Origin of the sequence: Chryseobacterium culicis (assembly GCF_002979755.1) — a bacterium.
Taxonomy (GTDB): Bacteria; Bacteroidota; Bacteroidia; order Flavobacteriales; family Weeksellaceae; genus Chryseobacterium; species Chryseobacterium culicis_A.
Map to the genome: position 1 here is coordinate 156,665 of NZ_PCPP01000001.1, position 23,467 is coordinate 180,131.

General features: G+C 36.3%; 23 protein-coding genes. 17 read left to right on the forward strand and 6 right to left on the reverse strand.

Annotated features, from left to right (window positions below):
• Positions 1 to 340 precede the first annotated feature (340 nt).
• Positions 341 to 2,407: an elongation factor G gene (gene fusA, locus CQ022_RS00820; RefSeq protein WP_228421831.1), complete on the reverse strand. Its 2,067-nt coding sequence runs from the start codon at positions 2,405 to 2,407 to the stop codon at positions 341 to 343.
• 626 nt (positions 2,408 to 3,033) lie between these two features.
• Here fusA and CQ022_RS00825 point away from each other — a divergent pair.
• From CQ022_RS00825 to CQ022_RS00865, 9 genes are all read left to right on the forward strand, one after another.
• Entirely contained in the window at positions 3,034 to 3,702 is a 669-nt protein-coding gene (locus CQ022_RS00825; protein WP_105684279.1) for an HAD family hydrolase, read from the forward strand.
• An 8-nt stretch (positions 3,703 to 3,710) separates the two neighbouring features.
• Positions 3,711 to 4,535: a phosphoribosyltransferase family protein gene (locus CQ022_RS00830; RefSeq protein ID WP_105684278.1), complete on the forward strand. Its 825-nt coding sequence runs from the start codon at positions 3,711 to 3,713 to the stop codon at positions 4,533 to 4,535.
• Positions 4,525 to 5,082, forward strand: a complete 558-nt coding sequence (locus tag CQ022_RS00835; RefSeq protein ID WP_105684277.1) for a TerD family protein — start codon at positions 4,525 to 4,527, stop codon at positions 5,080 to 5,082. The genes CQ022_RS00830 and CQ022_RS00835 overlap by 11 nt, the downstream gene beginning before the upstream one ends.
• 2 nt (positions 5,083 to 5,084) lie before the next feature.
• Positions 5,085 to 6,260: a toxic anion resistance protein gene (locus CQ022_RS00840; protein WP_185126834.1), complete on the forward strand. Its 1,176-nt coding sequence runs from the start codon at positions 5,085 to 5,087 to the stop codon at positions 6,258 to 6,260.
• A gap of 16 nt (positions 6,261 to 6,276) precedes the next feature.
• Positions 6,277 to 7,224 (forward strand): hypothetical protein, encoded by a 948-nt coding sequence (locus CQ022_RS00845; RefSeq protein WP_105684276.1) that lies wholly within the window; start codon positions 6,277 to 6,279, stop codon positions 7,222 to 7,224.
• Between the two features lie 67 nt (positions 7,225 to 7,291).
• Positions 7,292 to 7,900 (forward strand): TerD family protein, encoded by a 609-nt coding sequence (locus CQ022_RS00850; protein WP_047382295.1) that lies wholly within the window; start codon positions 7,292 to 7,294, stop codon positions 7,898 to 7,900.
• Between the two features lie 85 nt (positions 7,901 to 7,985).
• Entirely contained in the window at positions 7,986 to 9,029 is a 1,044-nt protein-coding gene (locus CQ022_RS00855; protein ID WP_105684275.1) for a TerC/Alx family metal homeostasis membrane protein, read from the forward strand.
• Between the two features lie 373 nt (positions 9,030 to 9,402).
• A complete protein-coding gene (locus CQ022_RS00860; RefSeq protein ID WP_105684274.1) occupies positions 9,403 to 9,930 on the forward strand; it encodes a TetR/AcrR family transcriptional regulator in 528 nt (175 codons plus the stop codon).
• A gap of 3 nt (positions 9,931 to 9,933) precedes the next feature.
• Positions 9,934 to 10,347: a nuclear transport factor 2 family protein gene (locus tag CQ022_RS00865; RefSeq protein WP_105684273.1), complete on the forward strand. Its 414-nt coding sequence runs from the start codon at positions 9,934 to 9,936 to the stop codon at positions 10,345 to 10,347.
• 176 nt (positions 10,348 to 10,523) lie between these two features.
• On the opposite strand, the gene CQ022_RS00870 is transcribed toward CQ022_RS00865, so the two are convergent.
• Positions 10,524 to 11,531, reverse strand: a complete 1,008-nt coding sequence (locus tag CQ022_RS00870) for a catalase (protein ID WP_105684272.1) — start codon at positions 11,529 to 11,531, stop codon at positions 10,524 to 10,526.
• Positions 11,532 to 11,828: 297 nt separating this feature from the next.
• Between CQ022_RS00870 and CQ022_RS00875 the strand changes: the two genes are divergently transcribed.
• The 5 genes from CQ022_RS00875 to CQ022_RS00895 all read left to right on the forward strand — a co-directional run bounded on the left by CQ022_RS00875 (position 11,829) and on the right by CQ022_RS00895 (position 15,739).
• Positions 11,829 to 12,263, forward strand: a complete 435-nt coding sequence (locus tag CQ022_RS00875) for an FKBP-type peptidyl-prolyl cis-trans isomerase (protein ID WP_105684271.1) — start codon at positions 11,829 to 11,831, stop codon at positions 12,261 to 12,263.
• Positions 12,264 to 12,404: 141 nt separating this feature from the next.
• Positions 12,405 to 13,355, forward strand: coding sequence for a hypothetical protein (locus CQ022_RS00880; protein ID WP_105684270.1), 951 nt, complete (start codon positions 12,405 to 12,407; stop codon positions 13,353 to 13,355).
• A 66-nt stretch (positions 13,356 to 13,421) separates the two neighbouring features.
• Positions 13,422 to 13,832: an Rrf2 family transcriptional regulator gene (locus CQ022_RS00885; protein ID WP_105684269.1), complete on the forward strand. Its 411-nt coding sequence runs from the start codon at positions 13,422 to 13,424 to the stop codon at positions 13,830 to 13,832.
• Positions 13,833 to 13,894: 62 nt separating this feature from the next.
• Positions 13,895 to 14,548 carry an NAD(P)-dependent oxidoreductase gene (locus CQ022_RS00890; RefSeq protein ID WP_105684268.1) on the forward strand — a complete coding sequence of 218 codons (654 nt, stop codon included), beginning with the start codon at positions 13,895 to 13,897 and terminating at the stop codon, positions 14,546 to 14,548.
• Positions 14,549 to 14,563: 15 nt separating this feature from the next.
• Entirely contained in the window at positions 14,564 to 15,739 is a 1,176-nt protein-coding gene (locus tag CQ022_RS00895; RefSeq protein WP_105684267.1) for an MBL fold metallo-hydrolase, read from the forward strand.
• 157 nt (positions 15,740 to 15,896) lie between these two features.
• Here CQ022_RS00895 and CQ022_RS00900 read toward each other — a convergent pair whose 3' ends face one another.
• On the reverse strand, positions 15,897 to 16,922 hold the full coding sequence (locus tag CQ022_RS00900) for a M23 family metallopeptidase (RefSeq protein ID WP_105684266.1): 1,026 nt from the start codon (positions 16,920 to 16,922) through the stop codon (positions 15,897 to 15,899).
• A 224-nt stretch (positions 16,923 to 17,146) separates the two neighbouring features.
• Between CQ022_RS00900 and CQ022_RS00905 the strand changes: the two genes are divergently transcribed.
• Positions 17,147 to 18,187: an NAD(P)H-dependent glycerol-3-phosphate dehydrogenase gene (locus CQ022_RS00905; protein WP_105684265.1), complete on the forward strand. Its 1,041-nt coding sequence runs from the start codon at positions 17,147 to 17,149 to the stop codon at positions 18,185 to 18,187.
• A 76-nt stretch (positions 18,188 to 18,263) separates the two neighbouring features.
• Here CQ022_RS00905 and CQ022_RS00910 read toward each other — a convergent pair whose 3' ends face one another.
• Genes CQ022_RS00910 through CQ022_RS00920 form a run of 3 tightly spaced genes read right to left on the reverse strand, consistent with a single transcriptional unit; the run spans position 18,264 to position 20,981 of the window.
• Positions 18,264 to 19,034 (reverse strand): hypothetical protein, encoded by a 771-nt coding sequence (locus CQ022_RS00910; protein ID WP_123864367.1) that lies wholly within the window; start codon positions 19,032 to 19,034, stop codon positions 18,264 to 18,266.
• Between the two features lie 11 nt (positions 19,035 to 19,045).
• The gene (locus CQ022_RS00915; RefSeq protein WP_123864368.1) at positions 19,046 to 19,867 is read right to left on the reverse strand and encodes a hypothetical protein; all 822 of its coding nucleotides are present in this window, start codon (positions 19,865 to 19,867) and stop codon (positions 19,046 to 19,048) included.
• Positions 19,868 to 19,877: 10 nt separating this feature from the next.
• Entirely contained in the window at positions 19,878 to 20,981 is a 1,104-nt protein-coding gene (locus CQ022_RS00920) for a hypothetical protein (protein WP_105684262.1), read from the reverse strand.
• 511 nt (positions 20,982 to 21,492) lie between these two features.
• Between CQ022_RS00920 and mqo the strand changes: the two genes are divergently transcribed.
• Positions 21,493 to 22,998 (forward strand): malate dehydrogenase (quinone), encoded by a 1,506-nt coding sequence (mqo, locus tag CQ022_RS00925; protein ID WP_105684261.1) that lies wholly within the window; start codon positions 21,493 to 21,495, stop codon positions 22,996 to 22,998.
• Positions 22,999 to 23,065: 67 nt separating this feature from the next.
• Positions 23,066 to 23,467 (forward strand): hypothetical protein, encoded by a 402-nt coding sequence (locus CQ022_RS00930; RefSeq protein WP_105684260.1) that lies wholly within the window; start codon positions 23,066 to 23,068, stop codon positions 23,465 to 23,467.

Sequence of the window (23,467 nt, forward strand, 5' to 3'; positions counted from 1 at the left end):
CTTTGCAAGTGAATAGTGAATTTTTGCAGTAGAGAAAAAATTGACGAGCGTCAGCGGATTGACGATTGACCATTCAAAATTCCATATCCAATAAGTGAATTTTGCTTTGCAAGTGAATAGTGAATTTTTGCAGTAGAGAAAAAATTGACAAGCGTCAGCGGATTGACGATTGACCATTCAAAACTCCATATCCCATAAGTGAATTTTGCTTTGCAAGTGAATAGTGAATTTTTGCAGTAGAGAAAAAATTGACAAGCGCCAGCGGATTGACGATTGACAATTCACCAAACATCCATAACCAGACAAGGACTGTAAGAAAAAATCTACAGTCCTTGCTTGTTTAGGTTATTAAAGTATTGGCAATGAAATCAGGCACTAAAGCATAGTGCGACAATTTCATGCTGATGGAAGCTCTTCCGCTTGTCAGCGTTCTCAGATCAGAAATATATCCGAAAGTGGAAGCCAACGGAACTTCTGCTGCAAAGATCTTTCTTCCTGATCTTTCATCAATAGAAGTAATTATTCCCCTTCTTCTGTTGATATCTGCAGTGACAGCGCCTGTGTATTCCTCAATACTTTGGATCTCAACCTGCATGATAGGTTCCAAAAATTTAGGACTGCATCCTTTTGCAGCCGCTTTGAACCCTTCTCTTGCTGCAATTTCAAAATCAAAAGCTGCAGAATCCTGAGCGTGGAAAGAACCATCCAGAAGAGTGATCTTCATGTTTTCAAGAGGATATCCCTTCAGGGGCCCGTGTTCCATGGCTTCTCTGAATCCTTTTTCAACAGAAGGAATAAATTCAGTGGGGATAACTCCTCCTTTGATCATGTTGATGAATTCCAATCCATATTCATGATCATCCCTTGGTCCTATTTCAAAAGTGATATCAGCAAACTGGCCGCTTCCTCCGTTTTGTTTGGAAAGCTTTTCCCTGTGAATTCTGGTTTCCGTTAAGACTTCACGGTAAGAAACTTTAGGTTTTCCCTGATTAATTTCAATACCATGGTTCAGACGGATTTTCTCCAAAGTAACCTCAAGATGAAGTTCTCCCAGTCCACTTAATAAAGTTTCCCCGGTCTGCGGGTCTCTTTCAACCACCAAAGAAGGATCTTCTTCCTGAATTTTCGCCAGCACCAAACCGAAAGATTTATCATCACCATTGGTTTTCGGTTCAATAGCTACTCTAATAACAGGAGTTGGAATCGTAATCGCTTCCAGTAATATCGGTTGGTCCGAAGAAGATAAAGAATCTCCGGTTTTGGCATCCTTTATTCCTGTTAGAGCAACAATATCTCCTGCTTTAGCTTCTTCCATGGATAATGTTTTATCGGACTGCATTTGTAAAATTCTGGAAATCCTGAAACTGTCACCCGTTCTTACATTCAGTAGGGTATCTCCGGATTGTATCGCTCCGGAATATACACGAAGCATAGCCAGTCTTCCCATATGTTTATCAATCACCACTTTGAATACAAGACCTGAAAAAGAAGCTGTTTCATTCCTTTCCAATGTTACCGTTTCTTCCGTATAAGGATCCCTTCCCTGTAGGTCAGCAAGCTGATCAGGAGCCGGAAGATAAGTTACGACAGCATCAAGAAGAGGCTGAATCCCTTTGTTTTTAAAGGCAGAACCACAGAGAACAGGTACAGCTGATCCGGATCTGCAGACTCTTTGTATCGCTTCTGAGATCATTTCAACGGTGATACTTTGTTCATCATCCATAAAGATATCAAAGAAAGTCTCATCATATTCTGCCAAAGTTTCCAGTAATATTGTTCTGTATTCCTTTGCTTCAGCAATAGAATGATCGGGGATTTCTTTTTCTACCATGGTTTCTCCGTTTTCATCTGTCCAGTATAATGCTTTCATTTTGACCAAATCAATGACCCCTTCAAAATGTACTTCAGCTCCAATCGGAATCTGAAGAGCAAGAGGAACGGCATTCAGTTTAGTTCTTATCTCATGAAGAACGGCGAAGAAATCGGCTCCAATTCTGTCCATTTTATTGATGAAGCAAATTTTGGATGTTCCATGTTTTTCAGCCTGGAACCAAACATTCTCAGTCTGTGGCTGCACTCCTGAAGAAGCACAGAAAACAGCAACAACGCTATCCAGAACCCTTAGAGAACGTTCCACTTCCACGGCAAAATCAATGTGCCCAGGAGTGTCAATAATGTTGATATTATACACGTTATTATCTTTTTTCCATTGAGTAGAAATGGCCGCAGAAGAAATCGTAATCCCTCTGTTTCTTTCCTGAATATCCTTATCCATGGTGGTATTTCCATCATCTACATTACCAATTTTATGAATGAGCCCTGTGTAATAAAGAATTCGTTCCGATAAAGTTGTTTTTCCTGCATCTACGTGTGCTATGATCCCTATATTTCGTGTGTTGTATTTCATTTTGTTTGATTTAAATTGTTGATTTTTAGATCTGTGTTGAGAAAAGATTCTGAAAAAAATGAGCACAAAATACACTCCGGACTTATAAAGTCGGCAAAACATTTTTGTATTTTGTATCAAAGGGAAATTTTCAGAGATCTTAACAAACAACAGAAGTTCTTTGAATTGTTAAAGTCTGAAAATAGGGCAGCAAAAAAGACCTATCCGAATAGACAGGTCTTCAATATATTTTTGGGTATAAAAGATCTATAGAACTATTCAGATAAATATTCAGTGCTGCCAAAGAACACAGCTCTGACAGGATTGCTTAACGTTATAATATTTATCATTTTTGTTGACATTGTTGATTTTTAATCGGTTGCGAAATTATAATTTTTTTTTGATTTTCAAAGAATTTTTAAAAATATTTTTTTTGATATTGATCGTAAACGGTTCGGAAATCATCTTCGGGAAACCTGTCAAAATCATTGGATTTCATAAAAATATCTTAAAACAGATAACGAACGTAATGCTTTTATGATAAAAATTTTATCTTTGGGAAGAATAGTATTGTAAACACTTTTTGATGATTAAAAAATTTTAAATCTTTTTCAAGAAGCTAATAAAAACTTTTAACTTAAAACCTATTGAAAACAGATATCGACATCCACAACCACTGTCATTTTTCTTTTGACCTGTGGCTCACTTTAATCAAATCTCATCCTGAATTTAAGGCAAAAAGAGTTGAGCTGTTCTCCTCATTTTTCAACGTAGAAAAACCGATAGAGGAGGTTGCGAAAACCGTAAAATATTATGATGATCTTTGTAATACCATCAATGAAGTTACTGGAGGGAATATAGATACTTTTGAAATCTATTTGATGATTCTTGGGGCTCTGGATGTAGATGTTAAACAAATGAATAAGGAAAAACTTAATGCGTTTTACAGTAAAAGCGAAGATTTGTTTCTGGAATATAAGCCCGTTGTGATTTTTGAAAATATCCACGGTTTTTTTGAGGATATCAAAAATCAAGGAAAGACAATTAATATTCTGAGTAATACAGGCTTTATCAAAGGAAAAACCATGAGGAAATTTCTGATCCATGAAAATCTGGATCAGTACATAGATTTTCATATCTATTCTGATGAAATCAACTGTTCCAAACCGAATCCGCTTATTTTCCAGGAAGTGAAGAATAAGGTTAAAGATCAGGATTTGCCACTGCATCAGATCCTGCATATCGGAGACAATCCGGTAGCAGATTATCAGGGAGCAAAAGACTTCGGTTTCAGTGCACATTTACTTAAATACTAAAAATAAACATGAATAAAAGATACAGCTTACACCACATTCATTCGGCGGATGAGTTCACTTTCTCACCTGCGGAATACAGCTATTTCAAATATGGCGATAAGTCGTATGCTGAAAAATTTGCCAAAGAATTATTTGATGGATTTATTTCTGAAAATGAGGAGCTTTTAAATACCGATAAAGAGATTGTTGTGCTGCCAAGCCCCTATATGGCTATTCCTACGGCATCCAACTTTTTATGCTTTTACTTTAAAAAGCACCTGGATTTTTATCTGTTTCAGAAAGGAAAGAAGTCAAGTATTTTATCTAAGATCAATCGTAATCATACCTATATCACAGATTACGGGAATCTTAATTTTGAAGATCGTAAAAATCTGATCGCAAATGATACTTATTATATCGATAAAGATTTTTTGAGAGGAAAACTTTGTATTTTTATAGACGATATAAAAATCACTGGAAGTCATGAATATACGGTCAACAGAATTTTGAATGAATATGATGTGGAGGCGGACTTTATGTTCATGTATTACGCTGAACTGATGAATTTTGACCTTGACCCTAAAATTGAAAACTTTTTCAATTACTATGCAGTAAAAAATGTAAAACATGTTGCAGAAGTGATGAATAAAGAAAGTTTTCAGTTCAATACAAGGATTGTAAAATATATTTTAGGACTGGAATCAAGTAATTTTGATTATCTTACGTCTAAAGTAAAAAGAGAACAGATGGACCTGCTTTTGGAGCTGGCTATCAGTAACAATTATCATTTAATAAAAGAATACGAAAATAACATCAATACTTTAACACAAACGGAATTATATTATGGCTATTAACTTACAAAAAGGACAAAGAGAAAATATTAACGCACCTAAATTCACTGTAGGTTTAGGATGGGATATCAATAATACTTCTACAGGAACAGGGTTTGACCTTGATGCCTCTTTATTTTTGCTTGGGGACGACAAGAAATTAGTTTCAGATAATCACTTTATTTTCTATAACAACCTTGAGTCTCCGGACAAATCTGTAATCCACACAGGAGATAACCTTACAGGAGAAGGAGCAGGTGACGATGAGCAGATCAAAATTGACCTTACAAAAATTGATGATGCCATCAAAGAAATTACAGTAGTAGTAACTATCCACGAAGCAGATGCAAGAAAACAAAACTTTGGACAGGTAAGAAATTCTTTCATCAGAATTTTCAATACAGATACGAATGAAGAGATCTTAAAATATGAATTAGACGAAGATTTCTCAATCGAAACGGCTGTAGAATTCGGAAGAATCTACAACAGAAACGGAGAATGGAAATTTGAGGCTGTAGGTGCAGGACAGAGAGACGGCCTTGAGAAGTTTGTATCAATTTATCAGAAGTAATCATGGACAATCAGGAAAATCAACCCATAGATCCGCTAGGATCAATAGAACCTCTTAAAACCTTTGAACCTACTCCAATGGTTCCGCCAACACCGGCTCAGCCTGTTCAAAATGCAGCGCCGGCAGTGCTTGTGGATAGAGAGGGAAATGTAAATCTGACTCAGTTGCAGTCGGAAGAACGTGAGAAATATGAAGTTCTTGCAAATTCTATTGATGAAGCCAACCCAGGTTCTATCGTAAATTTCGGGGCAGAACTTCAGAAAACATTAACCAACCAGAGTGACAGCTTCTTAGGAAACGTAAGAAGATCCAACTCAGGAGAAGTAGGAGGGCTTATCAATGATCTTTTGGTGGAGCTTAACTATGTAGATGTAGAAGAGCTTAACGGAAATAAAGTGAAAAGTTTCCTGAGCAAATTACCCTTCATGAAAAAGGTAATAACTCAGGTGGAAAACTTGTTTACAAAGTATGATAAGATCATCAACAATATCGAACAGATTTCTTATAAAGTAAATGCAGGAATCATCACTTCTACAAAAGATAATGCTGTCCTTCAGACCATCTTTGAAAGCAATGTGAATTCTATCAAGCAGATTGAAGGTCTTGTAATTGCAGGAAATATAAGAATGGAAAGAGCTGCTGTAGAACTTGCTCAGATGGAAACGAGTCCTCAGAATTTTCAGGATTATCAGATTGCTGATAAGAGAGATTTCATTGCAAGATTAGACAGAAGAATGGCTGACCTTAAAGTGGTGCGTGTGATTATGATGCAGTCGCTTCCACAGATCAGACTGGTACAGAATAACAACGTTTCTATCGCTGAAAAAGCACAGACCATTCTTACCACTACACTTCCTGTTTGGAAAAACCAGCTTTCACTGGCTGTAGCAATGTACAGACAACAGCAGAATATTGAGATCCAGCAGAAAGTATCTTCTACTACAGAAGAAATCTTAAGAAAGAATGCAGAGCGTCTTGGTCAGAATTCAATAAATGTTGCCAGAGCAAACGAACAAACTATTGTATCTGTAGAAACATTGAAAGAAACAACGTCAATGCTTATCAATACACTGAATGAAGTGAAACAAATCCAGAAACAGGGAGCAGATAACAGAAGAAAACTGGATCAGGATCTTCAGACATTGGAGCATGAACTTAAAGCGAATGTCAGAGGTTAATTTATAGAGTACTAAGGTGGGGGATGATGCAGCAACCATATTGTCGCAAAGCAAAAGAAGATTAACAAAGCTTAAGCTTCTCGCTAATTTTTTTGAACATATTGATATCATATCAATTTATATCAAAACAGATATTATCCACAATCTGTTCCAGGAAAATACGGCTTTGGATTACAATAAACTGGAACTTTTCCACCTGCAGTATACGGACAGCCTCATAGAACTTCTGACTAAAATTAAAAAGCAGAAGGAGAATGATATGCTGGCGGTCATCAATGAAATTAACATCAACAGTAAATATATTTCAGGTTTTGAAGAAAGACAGGTAGACAGTTTTCAGACCGATAGGAAAATGTACAGCGGTGTATTTTCCCAACATCTGAAAACGTTGTATAAAGATCTTACGGAAGATAGTTTTACAGCCAATTGGGATAATGTATTATACTTTCATAAAAAATATGCTCAGGAATTTTACAGAGCGGAAGCAGATGAGACGCTGTTGAAATCCGATTCATTTCCCGCATATCAGTATAAAGATTACTCCATTGAAAGAAAACTGTTAGGAAGGCTTAATATACAAGGGTTTAAAGTCCGTTTTGTATGTGGTTACCTCATTGGAACCCATGATTATGAACTTTTCAAAATCTTTCAGTCTGATGATCATTTTATTTTCAGTGTTGACGAAAAGAAATTGTATCTTTTTGACAAAGAACTGGACAAGCTGGATATTTCTGAAAATCAATCTAATCAGAGTACCATTATTGATCAGCTGAGAAGTAAAAATGAACAGCTGGAACACAGTATGAACGAAAGGAAACGTACGTTGCCGGCAGAAGTGGAAGGGGTTTTGAAAGACTATATCAAAAACCTGGAAAATATGGATATTATGAGTAAAATATTTGATTTTGACGAAGAAACCAATATTCTGCGGGCAATGCTTAATTTGAATTTGAACAATAACTAAGACGAAATTTGAAAGCAAAGAAGATTCACTTTTTTGCAAAATGTAAATAATAACTAAACATAAAAAGATGGCTATCAACTTACAAAAAGGTCAGAGAATTAACCTTAAAAAAGAAAATGGTGCTGAACTTTCCCAGGCTTGTGTAGGAATCAACTGGGGAGCAATTGAAAAGAAAGGATTTTTTGGAACTAAAAAAGAAGCAGTAGACTTAGACGGAAGCTGTATTTTATATGATTCAAATAAAAATGTGACTGAAGTAATTTATTTTGGAAATCTTAAATCCAGAAACGGATCTGTAAGACACAGTGGAGATGACCTTACAGGTGACGTGGATGGAGATGATGGATTGGATAACGAAGTAATCACAGTAGATTTCAGCCAGCTGGAGCCCAATGTAGAGCACGTGGCAATGGTTTTGAACAGCTACAGAGGTCAGGATTTCGGAACTATTCCTTTTGCTTCTATCCGTATCTATGAAGGAACGCCTACCAATGTGAGAGAAGTGTTTGCAAAATATGATATTGCCAATGATGCTTCTTTCAACGGACATGTTGCCATGGTAATGGGGGTTTTCTATAAGAGAAACGGAGAATGGAAATTCAACGCTATCGGAGATCCTACAGCAGATAAAAAACTGGAGCAGACGATCCAAACAGTGCAGATGAATTATCTATAATCAATTGTAAATCAAAAGATAAATAAAATAGCAATATTTGTACTCTGTACATCTATTGCTTTTATCATATAATAACATAACTCACGTGGAACATCAAAGTATTTTAGAACTGCACCCAGGTCTGGTGTGGGGATTTGCAGTAACAGTCGTTATCATGCTGCTCCTGGACTTAGGAGTATTTAATAAAAAAAGTCACGAAGTATCTTCCAAAGAAGCTACCATATGGTCTATCGTATGGATCTCGCTTTCAATGGTCTTTTCAGGAGTGGTGTATTGGGTATTCAATACCGATGGCAGTCCGGCAAGCCATGCTTTGGCAATAGAAAAATTTACACAGTATCAGGCTGCCTATTGGATTGAAAAAGCCTTGTCTGTGGATAATTTATTTGTATTTATCCTTGTTTTCGGGTTCTTTAAAGTTCCGAAATATCTTCATCACAAGGTTCTTTTCTGGGGAATCATTGGAGCATTGATCTTCAGGGCTATATTCATCTTTGCTGGAGTAGGATTGATTAATCTGACTTATCTTCCTGAGATGAACATTTTCGGAGAAGCCGTAAAAATCAACGTTGTCATGACATTATTCGGGTTGTTCCTGGTTTATGCAGGGATTAAATCCTGGGGTGATGGTGATGATGACGATGATGAGGATTACAGCAATACTGCAGGAGCAAGGCTGATCAAAAGTTTCTGGAAAGTTTCCGATAACTATGATGGTGATAAATTCTTCACCATTCAGAACGGAATCAAAATGGCAACTCCTCTTTTAGTAGTGGTAGGGGTTATCGAATTTACTGACGTTCTTTTCGCAGTAGACTCTATTCCGGCTATTTTTGCGATTTCAAATGATCCATTCATCCTTTATACATCAAATATCTTTGCTATTTTAGGATTAAGATCATTATACTTCCTGTTAGCAAACTTTATCCACATGTTCAGCAAACTTCCATACGGATTGGCTATTATCCTTTCCTTCATTGGAGTTAAAATGCTTATTGCACCATGGATTCACATTCCGTCTCCGGTTTCTTTAGGAATTGTAGGAGGAGTATTGGTGATTTCAGTTCTCTTGTCTGTCATCTTCCCTGAAAAAGAAGAAGAGAAGAAAGAAGAATTAGAAGAAAAATAATTATATTTAAAAATATATGAAAAGCCTCTGGAATTTAATTCTAGAGGCTTTTTTGTTTGCTGATTTTTGTTGGAAAACGCAAAGAGGCAAAGGATTAATATATTATATAAATACTGTTTTAAGGCGCAAGAAAATCATAGATTTTCAGCAAGGATACTTATTTATATTAATTATTCACATTATTCAAAACCATATTATTAGCGGTATTCAATTTTATCGAAGATAAAATCCTTGCGCCTTAATACATTATTATAAAAACTTTAGCGCCTTTGCGTTTCCAACGAAACAAAATAAATATTTTAAAAATAAAAACAGACAGACCGGTCTGTATATTGTTTTTTTTCCTACATTTGTTCCATAAAAGAAAAGCAATATGAAATCTCCAAGAGAAAGAATTATAGAAACCACATTTCAATTGTTCGCAAGACAAGGCTATAATTCTACAGGAATTAATCAGATTATTTCTGAAGCAGAAGTTGCCAAGGCAAGTTTCTATCAGTATTTTAAATCCAAAGAAGACCTATGTGTGGAATTTCTGAATGTGAGACACGACTATTGGTTCAATGAACTCAATAGTTTTTTAGCAAAAGAAAAAGATGCAAAATCTAAAACCATCAAAGCTTTCGATTTTTTAGTTTATATGAATGAAAAGGAAAGTTTCCGGGGATGCAGCTTCCTGAATATTCTGTCTGAAATCCCAATGGATAATAGTAAAATCCTAAGTGTTATTCAATCCCATAAAGCAGACCTGAGAAATTTCTTTTTAGAATTATTGAATGATGATGACCTTTCAGATCATATTTATATGCTTTTTGAGAGCAGTATTATAGAAAGTCAGCTTTTTAAATCAAATGAATTAATTGTAAAATCAAAAAAAATAGTCACCAATTTAATACAATAAATCATGGAACAGAAACATCCGCTTCCGCCTTTCACCCTTGAAACGGCAATGGAAAAAATTCAATTGGCAGAAGATGCCTGGAACAGTCAGGATCCTGAAAAGGTTTCCAAAGCCTATACCATCAATAGTGAATGGAGGAACAGAGATACCTTCGTGAATGGAAGAGAAGATATTGTAGCATTTCTCCAGAAAAAATGGGAAAGAGAGTTTAATTATAAGCTTAAGAAAGAATATTGGGCTCATACAGAAAATCGTATTGCTGTTCGTTTTGAGTATGAATACCAAACCAAAGATGGAAACTGGTTCAGGGCTTACGGAAATGAAAACTGGGAATTTGATGAAAACGGTCTGATGGCCAAAAGATATGCCAGTATCAATGACCTTGCTATTCAAGAAAAAGACCGAAAGTTTAGATAAAATAGAGCAGGCTGTCTTAAAAGTGTCATTCTTCCTTCGTCAGAAATCAAAGATTCGACGTAGTCAATGACATAGACCAAATTATTTGACTTTTGAGACAACCTCTTTTATTTGAGAACAAAACCTTTACATCTGCATGTAAATTCATCACTCATCATTTATAATTCATCATTATTTTAACTGTTTTTCCCATGCAGCAGCTTATTAATCTTCCTCCTCGTCTGCACGGAAACTTTATACGCTTCATCGCGGAGCTTTTGTATTTTTCCTACAGGCTGGAAGAATATTTTACTTTCAAAAGGATTGAATGAAAGAAGCTCATTTGTACAATTGCGCACATCTAGTAATGAATCTTTATTGATTCTGACCTCACCAATTTTAATAAAAGGAGCGTTTTTCCATTCAATATTCAGTCTGTTAATCGGTTGATCTTTCAGGTCATAACAAACCTGTATTAAAACATCTGCTGCAAAATCGTGGGTCAGCAGGTAACTTTTTAAAACATCTTTGATCTTTAGCTTTTTCCCAAAATTTTTATCCACAGATTGAGGAGACAGTTTTATTTTAATGACCTGATCGCCCAGACGGTAAGCTCCTACAGAATAATAATCAAAAGACAAAATAAAATCATTTCTCTTCCCGATAAGTTTTATAATATTGCGGAGCATATCCCCAGTGAATAATGAAGGAATCATTTTAACCATCTGAATACACAAAGGGAATACTTTTCTCCATTGCTTCATATAAAGCTGGTTAATTGCTGTAAACAACTTCAAAAACGTAGAAACAGAATTAATAGGGAACAAAGGAAAATTGACCAATGGATAATTGGCAAGCAATCCACCGTTCTCATCCTTGATCTGTACAGCAAACCCATAAGCAGGAATATCTTTTTTTGAATTTTGAATTTTCAGCTGAGCATTGGAAAACCGTATGGTCAGGTCAAATTTTTCCTTGTCAAAGAAAGGCTGCAGTAATTCGGGGATATCAGGCTCTATATGGAATGTACCCTTTGCTACTGCATAGGTTTTGGCATGAGCATTCCGGGTAGCATAATTGACATCACTGATGGAAGAGGATTGTTCAACAAAATCCGCAATTGTTTTTTTATTGATTTCCAGAAGTTTTTTTTCCTCTTCATTCAGTTCATCAAACTTCTTATTATATTTTAATGGATTTGGCATTTAGTTTTTAAAATTCAATTATAACGCCAAGTTTCGGAATCTGTGTTAAGCAAGTATTACAATTATTTGAATTTTGTGGAAAAGAAGATTGGTAATAAAGAATTATAAGTCAATATGATTGTCTGATTTCAACTAATAATTTGTTTAAGTTATTGATTAGTAGTATTTAATTGTTTTTAATAAGAATGAATTAATAAGATCTTGTTGAATGTTGAAAGACTTGATTTTTTGAACCTCCATCCTTGAGCTTCCATCTTCCAAGCTTAAAAAAGCCTTATCTTTGTAAAAAATTATAATATGGGAGTAGCAGATATGTTATTTAAACGTAAAAAAGAATTGGCAGAAAAGAACCTGAAAGATGGTAAAGAATATATGGAAGAGTATGGTAAAAGAGAAAGCGTTGTGCAGTTACCAAGCGGCTTGCAATATGAAATTATTACAGAAGGAGATGGAGCAAAACCAGGTCCTAAATCTACTGTAAAATGCCACTATCACGGAACTACCATTTCCGGTAAAGTATTCGACAGCTCTGTAAAAAGAGGTACACCTGCATCTTTCCCTTTAAACAGAGTAATTTCAGGTTGGACAGAAGCACTTCAGCTAATGCCTGTCGGAAGCAAGTGGAGATTGATTATTCCTCCACACTTAGCCTATGGGGATCAGGAAATCAGCAAAGAAATCGGACCCAACAGTACTCTTATTTTTGAAGTAGAATTGCTGGATATTAAATAATCCTTCTTAAAAATAGATTAAAAATTTACCTGATTTCAGGTAAATTTTTTTATTTGTGCTATATTCGTATTGATAATTGTAAAGAAGAAGTGGAAAATGAAGGAAATACAATATATCAATCCTGCACAAAAAAATGACTGAATGAAAAAACTTTTTTACCTTTTGATTGTTTTCGGGCTTCTTACTTCCTGCGTTTCAAGGAAGAATCAGGCTATTCAGCAGAATATTCTTACGCTGAAAGACAGCTACTGCAAGGCTCCGTTCAAATATAACTACAGCAATAAAGTTCCCTCCCACAATTCTGATTCCATTTTAGCGGCCAATAAAGAATTAAAAGAGATTTTTTCCGATCAGAGTATCCTGATATTAAATGCACTGGATAACCTTGATGAGGTTCATGAAATTATTGATCTTAAAAAAGACTCGTCCCTTGCTTCCCAGATTAAAGTTTTACAGCTAAAGACAAAAATAAACAGTAAAATAACGATTGCTCTTACGGAATTGGATGCTGTGGCCGCAGAATTTGACTGTGAAGGAGAAAGAGTAGCACAGATCGGAAATTATGTGGATAACCTAAATTCGTCAAGAAATAATAAACTGATCCTTTATTCTATTATTGCCGGAGCAGCAGCTTCCATAGCGGGAGGAATTGTACATGATGAGGGCTGGAGCAATGCTATTGATATCGGTGGAGGGGTTCTCGGAGCAGGTTTTGGTCTGGCAACCCTTAATCCCAAAGGGAAAAAAGTGGAGTTTATCCATCAGAGAAATCTTTTGAGAGATATCTGGAGAGAAAAGTTAGAATCTCCCAATTTTCCTCCTTTCATCTGGTATATGTACACAGAGAAAAAATTTTCGAACAGAGAAGAACATTCCATTATCGGGAATATGAAAATGAGATGGCTTCACTATCAGTTTGATGACAATAAAGAAACGGCAGATCAATCTGTTATTTTCAGTGATGGTGGATTTTACAGGGCAGATGATCTTCATAACCGTGCGGCCATGCTTAATCAGATGCAGTCTGCAACACGTACCATCAATCAAAACATCAATTATTTATTGCTTGATCTGGATAAATTAATCCTTTAAGAAAAAATTAACTGTAATAAAATTTGTTACATTTGAAAAAATGTTTACCTTTGCAATGTAATTACAATGAACAATACAAGATTTGCTACGGCAGTACATATTATGACCTTATTGGCAAAAAGTCCTCAGGAGTGGCTTACTTCTGATTGGATGGCGGGCAGTATCAATGTGAATCCTGTGATCGTCCGAAAAGAGATCAGTGTATTGAGGGAAGCAGGTCTGATTATCAGCAGACAGGGAAAAGAGGGTGGTAGCCAGCTTGCAAAAAATGCAGATGTGATTACAATTTCCGAGATCTATAAAGCCGTAAAAAATACGGAAGTATTAGGGAAGAAAAATCAGAATCCCAATCCGGCATGCAGTGTTGGAAAGGAGATTAACAATCATTTAAATACTTTATTTGAAGAAACAGATCGTTTGGTGGTAAACTTTTTAGGAGACAAGTCATTACAAGAATTCACTGACCAGTTCGAATAAAAAAAATTTCATCTTAAATGTAACAAAATTTATTACAATTTAATTTAAAAAAATAAAACATTATGAAAAAAGTAGCAGTAATCGGTGCAACAGGATTTGTAGGAGCACACGTGGTATCAGAATTAGCAGACAGAGGATATGCTGTAGAGGCATTGGTAAGAGATGCATCCAAAGTTAAAACACAGGAAAATGTAACCGCAAAAAGCATTGATGTCAATAACGTAGATGAATTGGCTGAAGCATTGAAAGGAAGCGATGCGGTAATCAGTACATTCAATGCAGGATGGACGAATCCTAATCTTTACAACGATTTCTTAAATGGTTCTGAGAATATTCAAAAAGCAGTAGAACAATCAGGAGTAAAAAGACTGATCGTAGTAGGAGGAGCAGGAAGCCTTTACACGCCGGATCATGTACAAATTGTAGATACACCTGATTTCCCTGAAGCTTACAAACCTGGTGCAACAGCAGCAAGAGATTATTTAAACAAAATCAAAGAAAATAATACGTTGGACTGGACCTTCTTCAGCCCGGCTGTAGAAATGAATCAGGCGAACGTAGGGGAAAGAACTGGAAAATACAGAACTTCACTGGAAACTCCGGTATTTGATGAAAACGGAAGAAGCCGTCTGTCTGTAGAAGATGTAGCTGTAGTTCTGGTAGATGAATTAGAGCAGAACAATCACATCCGTGAACGTTTTACAGCAGCTTACTAACATAAAAATACAGAAATGATACAAAAAAAATTATGGTCGTTATTGGCCTTGTTAGGATTTATCAGCATTTTCGCAGGGAATCTTAAAGTGAAAGTATATAATCCGGGAACCAAAGCTATTTTTCCTATTACTTCTACCATTATTTATGGAGATAAAGATGCCATACTTGTAGATGCTCAGTTTCAGAAGCAGTATGCAGAGCAGCTCGTGAAAGAAATAAAGGCAACAGGGAAAAATCTGAAAACCATTTTTATTTCTCACAGTGACCCTGATTTTTATTTTGGACTGGATGTTATCAAAAAAGCCTTTCCTAACGCAAAGATTATCTCAACAGCTCAGACAGCCTATTTGATCTCAGCTTCAAAAGATGATAAAATGAGCGTGTGGAAACCACAGTTGAAAGCAGATGCCCCATCAGAAATTATTGTTCCTGAAGCAGCTGTTGCAATTCCTGATCTTGAAGGTCATACAATTGAAATCAGACAAAATCCGGAAGATCCGGCACACAGTTTTCTTTGGATTCCTTCCATTAAAACTATTGCAGGTGGAATTTCAGTTTCTGTAGGTTCACACCTTTGGATGGCAGATACACAAAATGTAAAAGCAATTGATCAATGGATCGGGCAGATTGATGCTATGAAAGCATTGAAGCCGGAACAGGTTATTCCTTCCCATTTTGCAGAGTTATCTACATCTCCACAATCTCTTGATTTTGTGAAAAACTATCTGGAAAACTATAAACAGGCAGTCACTGAAAATAAAATCTCACCTGCTATCGTAGATTTTATGGTTAAAAAATATCCTAGTCTACAAGGAAAAGAAGAGCTTGAAATGGGAGTGAAAGTTTTCCTAAAAGAAATGGATTGGGATCTGAAATCTCCATATCCGGCAATCGGACATCAAGTGGAAGTGGATTTTGGAGCCGTAAAATTCCTTCTTGATTTTAAAGATAACAAAACAATGACGTTTACAGGAACAGCCGGAAGTTCAAAAAACAGTACCGATACTGTAGAATATACCGCAGTGGAAGTAGCAAAAAATGTTTTTATGGTCTATTGGCATGAGCCACACCTAGGTTTTAATGTAACCCATATTCAGGATTATAATAAAAATATTATCTATTCAAATATTGCAGGTCCTGATGGTACTTTTACCCATCCAAGAGGAACTCTTAAGATTTTGAACCATTAAGATTTTTTGAAGGATTGAAGCTGATTTAAGGAAAATAAAAGAAAGACTCTGCTTAAAGCGAAGCTCATCTTAATATTCTTAGAACCTTAATAGAGTCTTAATGGTTTAAAAATTTCATTATCAACAAAAAAGGCTGTCAAGATAGACAGCCTTTTTATTATAAATTCATAAACAATTTCGGGTTAATCGGAGTATTGTTTTTGTGTACTTCATAATGCAGATGTGGTCCTGTAGATCGTCCTGAATTTCCGGATTTGGCTATTACCTGGCCTACTTTTACTTTATCATTTACCTTAGAAACAAGTTGTGATAAATGTCCGTATAGCGTAGCCAATCCGTTTCCGTGAGAAACAATCACGCAGTTTCCATAACCTCCTTTCTGTCCGGAAAAGATAATTGTTCCGGCGGCGGCAGCTCTTACATCAGAGCCATAAGCAACCGCAATGTCCAATCCTTTGTGGAACTGCATCTGATCAGCTTCAGCAGGAGCGTTGTTCTTTTCAGCAACCACTGTTTTGGTTGTTGTGTTTCCGGTAACCGCTTTTGTTGTAGAAGCTGGAGAAGCAGCCACTGGAGCCGCTTTTGGAGTAACCATCACTTTTACTTCTCTTTTGTTTCCATAGCTGTCGGTAAGCTCGATAATTTTCTCTACAGGTTCAGCTTTTACTTCAGGTTTTGGAGCGGAAGCAACTGCCGGTTTAGCTTCCGTTGCAATACTTGTTTTTACAGAAGCAAAAACAGTTTTGAATGGAATAGGATTTTTTCTCACTCCGAAATTGGAAGAAATATATCCGTCAGTAGGCATCCCTAATGGAACCTGCATCAGTTTTTTCTGAAGATCCATCAGATACTGGCTGTATCGGTTTGCTTGTTTGGAAAGATAAATAGAATTTGAAATACTGTCCTGGTTGAGCATCATCAGTTTTTCGTTGGTAATGTCTTTGGACTTCAGAAAAGAGTTGAGTTGAGCAACAGTCTGATCTACGAGAGTAAGATCAGTTTTCATTTTTAAATAATCTATACTGTCTTTTTCAGTGTTTATTTTTACAAGGTTCACTTCGTAGGTTTTGTCATCTCTTTCGGAAAAGAGCTTTGCAATGAATACACCTTGTGCAAAAACTACTAGTAAAAGTCCTCCCAGGAGAATGTTTACGTTCTTCTTGCTGTTTAGAAATTTTTTCATATTTCTTCTCTTAGTAAGTTAAAACGGTTTTGAAGCTGCAAATTTAATTAAAAATAACCTTTGTGAGTTATTTTTAATTAAAATTCAGTTTTTTCTGTATTTAACGGCTAATTAGCTATTTAATTGTGTTGAAGTGTTAATTTTTTCAGAAAATGGCTTTTATCATAGTTTCAAAGCCCGCGTTACGTCTTTGTTTTAATATCTTTGCAGTTCACATTCCAATTATGGCTAAAAAGAAAATTATTTCAGAATCTTCGAATCCAAAAAAGAATAAAAAGGATATTTCTGTAGGAGTTGTAGGGAGCGGAAGTTTTGCAACCGCTATCGTAAAAATGCTTGTTGAAAACTGCAAAGTAGTACACTGGTGTGTAAGAAGTGAATTTGTAAAAGGAGCCATTGAGCTTCGTGGACATAACCCAACTTATCTTACAGCAGCACATTTTAATCTTAAAAGTTTAAAACTGACAACAGATATTAATGAACTGGTTTCTGCCTGTGACGTTATTGTTTTGGCAACTCCGTCTATTTATTTGTCTGATACGTTGGATAAAATGACATGTGATTATTCAGATAAAATCTTTATTTCAGCGATCAAAGGGATTATTCCTAAAGTAAATGATGTGGTAGCGCATTATCTGCGTGATGAATTTAAAATTGGTTTTAGAAATCAGGCCGTTATTGCAGGCCCTTGTCATGCTGAAGAGGTGGCTATGGAAAGACTTTCTTACCTTACCATTGCCGCAGTAGAAGATGCAACAGCTGAAAAGCTTGAAGGAATTTTCAGTTCAGACTTTATCAAGGTACATACAAGTAAAGATATTTTAGGAAATGAGTACAGTGCAATCCTTAAGAATATTTTTGCCATCGGAGCGGGAATAGCAAGTGGATTAGGGTATGGGGACAACTTTACAGCAGTATTTGTTTCCAATGCCATCCGTGAAATGGAAACTTTCCTTGAAGCGATCTACGAAGCACCTAGAGATGTGAATGAAAGCGCTTATTTGGGTGACCTTTTGGTAACAGCCTATTCACTTTTCTCAAGAAACAGAAACCTTGGAAACCTGATTGGAAAAGGATATACGGTAAAATCTGCTATTCAGTCTATGAACATGGTAGCAGAAGGATATTACGCTGCTGATTCCATTTATCAAACAGCGAAACAAAAAAATCTTAAACTCCCGATTATCGATACAGTCTATGCTATTCTGTATGAAGGTAAAAATGCTGAAAAGCAGTTTAAAAAGCTGACTGCAAAATTGAATTAAAAAACAGGACCTTAGAATTAAGGTCCTGTTAAACATAAATAATTAAACTTAAGCATTTTCTGTGCTTAAGTTTTTTTTATAGACTCATCTTAGTAATGACAAGTGCTAATGATGATCTCACATTCAGATTGCTGGCTGTAAAGCCGTTTCCTGAATCAAATTCAAATTTCTGACGGATAGTGGTTGGAGAAGCTAATGTTAAAAAATAACTTCCCTGATAAAATGTAAAAGAACTGGATAGCTGACACATTCTGTTGGTTTCCGTGATGGTTGCACTGGTGGCAGAATTAATCAGGTAAGATCTTGTACAGGTGAAATTCTGGCCAAGATATTGGGTATTAGCTGTTCCATTGTTATTATTCGCGTTGCTGGAATCCACAGAATACCGTACAATATAAGTTCCGGCAGGCAGGGTAATCGTGGAATTATCCGCACCTAGTGAAGCTCCTGTAATTTTATTTGAAGTAACCGCAAAGTTCCCTAATGTATTATTTGTGCTTCCGGTAGGGATAAGTACTCCCGAACTGATAAGCAGAGACATGATCTGAGGTTCAGAACCTGAAACGATAATACGCTGCCATTGATTTCTTACCCAAACATAATATCCTTTAGGAAAAGTAGAGGCTCCTCCGCTATTGTAGATGATAAGTCCATCTGCCGGATTGGCGATAGGAGTTGAAGTGCTGTTCAAAACAAGCAGGTCATATTGCGGAAAAAGAACCCCTTTATTGGAAGAATTAATGTCCAGAACACTGCTGGCATTGGGTGTATTTGTATTGATACCAACTTGTGCATTCGAGAAAATACTCAACAGTATCATACAGGCTATGTAAATAGATGTTTTCATTGTGCAATAGATTATTGATTAAGTGCTGATCTTTGAATGTCAACTTTAGCATTCGTAATGATTATTTCTCCGTTATTAGGAGCTGTTCCTCCTGATCCGTTCTGATAAGTTCCTCCTGCATCATGAGCAATGGCAGGAACTAAAAGAATTGGAGCGGTTGAAGTTGTTACAAAGGAGAAGCTCATATTCAGAGTATGAGTCTTATTACTGGCAATCGATTGTGCATTGATGCTAATTGTTTTCCCATACTGATTTCCGTTGGACGGATCAATAAGTTTTACAAGATACTGATGCAGATGAACAGGTGTTCCCCCGATTCCGGCAGTACTGCTCTCAAGAGCTGTTCTGATGTTCAAGCATACATTGACCAAATAACCACTGTTTCCGGGAAGTGTGATGACTCCTGTAGAGGTATTGTATAAAGCTCCAATATCATTGGAAACTACAGTAAAAGCAGCATCATTGAAATTTTTATATGTACCATTGGAAAGACCTCCTAATACAGCATAATCAGTAGCACGCTGAAGCATCATATAACTTACCAGGTTATAAGTATCGGAAAGTTGGGTCCACATATTATTTTTCCAGATATAAAGACCTGGACTGATAGAATTTCCTTTATTGTACACAACCAGTCCTTGTACCGGATTATTTACCGGTGAAGTATTACTCAATATGTCTACAATATCCACTCTTGGAAGAAGTACTCCCTTGTTGGTAGATTGTGAAACTTCAAGAACCGCAGAGCTGTTCACTGAAGATTTCCCAATAGCAACCTGTGCATATATGGTCTGAGCTATAATCAATAATAGCAGGATGTAATATTTTTTCATATTCATTCTTTTAAAGCTGAGATATTTTAATATAAGAACCGGTTGGGATTACATTCACAAGATCGTAGAATGTACTGTTCTGCATTCTTCCAAGGTTTAATCTGAGCCCTCCTATAATATTGGCATTGGCATTAGCAGGAACCGTATAATAATAAGACCATGTGGCAAGATGATTGGTATTAATCTTAGAAACAATAGGAACTTCTTTTCTTGTAGCACCTCCTCCTGTAAAGGTATTCGTTGTATTATTATAGGTATCGTTGATAAAATCTATAAAATATCCCATCAGGTAATAAGAGCTTCCTGAAAGTGGAGCTGTCCCTCCCTGTCCCGATGGATTTTCCTGAGGTGAGTTTAAATTCAGGTTAACCTCTACCAGATAATTTCCTTGTGGAAGAATCAGGGAATATCCTCCGGCAGTGTTTGGAAGAACTTTGAATCCACTAATGTTTGATACTCCGGAAACGGCTGGATTATTAACCATGAGCTGAGTGCTGGCTCCGGCTATAGCATTGTCGAGAGCTGATAAAGATCCGGTAAAATCAAGATAGGCAACCTTTGGCGTATTTTGAGCATCAATGGTACTTTGCCATGTATTGGTTGTCCCGTTAAAAAAATGAAGAGCCTTGTTGTTGCTGTTGGTTCCTCCATTAAATCCTATGAGTCCATTGGCAGGAGAGGCAACAGGGCTCGTTGTGCTGCTTAGGTTAGCAATATTCAGGTTGGGGAATAATAATCCTTTATTGCCTCCTGAAACGGTTACTGTAGGAGCTGTAGTATAGCCACTGCCTCCGTTGTTAATGGTGATACCTGTAAGCTGACCATTGGAAATAGTCGCTGTAGCACGGGCTTTTGATCCTCCGTTGACAATAGATCCTCCTCCAAAGAAATTGATTGTTGGTACAGCAGTATAGCCACTGCCTCCGTTGCTGATGGTAATCCCGGTAACTGCTCCTCCTGAAATGGTGGCTGTAGCTGTGGCCGGGGTTCCACTGAAGTTCTCAATGTGCAGAATAGCACTGGGGTCTGGTGTGGGCGTGTTAATTCCTACACTTCCGCTTTGGGCAAAAGCCACTGTCGCGAATAGTGTACTCACGAAGTTAATGATTTTCATCTTAGTATGTTTACGAAATAATTTTAATTAAATACTTATTGGAATATGTATTAAACCAATTGAAAGGTACGTAAAAAAAGCAGTTATCCAATATGTTATGTGTAGAATTGTATCTATAATATTATGTATTTATCAATTAAAAGTGATATTTTTTAAATTTAGCACAATGATTTATCACTTATTGTTGATAAAGTATGATAGCGTAAATGGTTATGGTTACTGTATTTAATATGTTGAACTTAAATAAACTTAAATTTTTATAAAATTTCATCCTTGAAAAAACAATCAATTAGTTACCGTTCAGTGAATTAAAAAAAATAAAAATTTAACATTTTTATAAACAAATGTTTTACATTATCAATCATTTCAATAATAGTTTATTGAAATTTTCCATTGTTTTTTGTTGTGTGTTAAAGAAGTATTTTTGAGTGAAAAAATAACATGTTAAAATCGTTAAACGCGTTCTGGTTTTTAAAACTTTTCCCGAAATTTGAAGTAAAATTTTAAAATTATGTCACAATCGCTTACAAGCAGAACACCGAAACCTAAATACGACGTTGTACTGATAGGCGGAGGAATCATGAGCGCCACTTTAGCAACGCTGCTTCATGAATTTGATCCAAATCTGGAAATTGCAATCTTTGAAAGACTAGGAAGGTTTGCCAAAGAAAGTACTGCAGCATGGAACAACGCCGGAACAGGGCACTCCGCATTTTGTGAGCTAAATTATACTCCGGAAAAACCAGATGGGTCTATTGATATCACCAAGGCAGAAAGCATTGCAGAACAGTTTGAAATTTCAAAACAATTCTGGGCTTATCTGATTACCAAAGGGTATATTCATGAGCCGAAAGAGTTTATCAATTCATGTGCCCATATGAGCCTGGTATTCGGAGAAAAAGATGCTGAATATCTTAGAAAACGTCATGATAAAATGGCAGAATCTGTACTCTTCTCAGGAATGGAATTTTCTACAGATCATGATAAACTGAGGGAATGGATTCCTTTGGTGATGAGTAAAAGAAATCAGTCTGAAGTAATGGCAGCAACGAAGATGGATATGGGAACGGATGTTAACTTCGGAACTTTGACAAGAAAAATGGGAAGACACCTTCTGGAAGATTCTAACGTAGAGGTTTTCTTATACCATGAAGTAAAAGACATCAGTCCCAGAGAAAGCGGTAAATGGGAAATGAAAGTGAAAGACAGAATTCATAGCCATAAACAGGAAGTCGTTGCTGATTTTGTATTTATCGGGGCAGGAGGATATGCTCTTCCGTTACTGGACAGTTCAGATATTAAAGAAAGTGAAGGATATGGAGGTTTCCCGGTTTCAGGGCAATGGCTGGTAAGTCATAATCAGGAGCTGGTAGAAAAACACCATGCTAAAGTATATACACAGGCTACGGTGGATGCTCCGCCAATGTCAGTTCCACACCTTGATCTTAGAATCATTGATGGTAAGAAAGCCCTTCTTTTCGGACCTTTTGCAGGGTTCTCAACCAAATTTTTAAGAGAAGGAAGCTATCTCGATCTTCCCGAAAGTGTGAACACCAAAAATTTAAAATCACTTTTCGGAGCATGGTGGCATAATATTCCTCTGACGAAATATCTTATCCAGCAGGTTGCGATGACGAAATCTCAGAGAATGCAGCATTTAAGAGAATTTATCAAAGATGCTAAGGAAGAGGACTGGGAATTGAAAGTAGCAGGACAAAGAGTTCAGATCATCAAAAAAGATGAAAAAGATGGTGGTAAACTGGAATTCGGAACTGAAGTAGTGGTGAATAAGAGCGGAACAATTGCTTCTTTATTAGGCGCTTCACCGGGAGCATCTACAGCAGTATATGCCATGTTGAATGTGCTGGAAAAATGTTTCCCGGAAAAACTGAATGGAGAATGGAAAGAAAAATTGCTTGAAATGATTCCTTCTTACGGACAAAAACTGGCCGCAAACCCGGAACTGACTCATGAAGTAAGGCATTATACAAAAGAAAAACTAGAATTAGAATATTAACATCCCTAATGAGCAATGAGGAATAAAGGCTATTACTCATTGCTCATTATTTATTACTTATTAAAAGGTGGAAGAAATAATTGTAAAACCAGTTATTGCAAAGGAAATCCTGGAATCTCTTCAGGCGAAAACAGAAGAGGAGAAGCAGGTTATTGTACACTGTTGTTTTCCCGCATCACCATTTTTAGGAAACCTGATCAGGATCTGGCATTCAACCTATCTTTTTGATAACCAGTCTGAGCATAGAAGCAAGCTGATTCATGCGGAAAATATTTCAATTTCTCCCTACTGGACACCGGTTCCTTTTATGAAAGACTTTTGGTTTACCCTCATATTTTCCGGACTTCCTAAAGACTGTAAAAGTTTTGATCTGAAAGAAGTTATTCATGAGGAAGGAGGCTTTTTTGTAGAATCAATCAAGAGAAATTCTTCTGATGTGTATCGGGTAAAAATATCAGAATCCTATTAA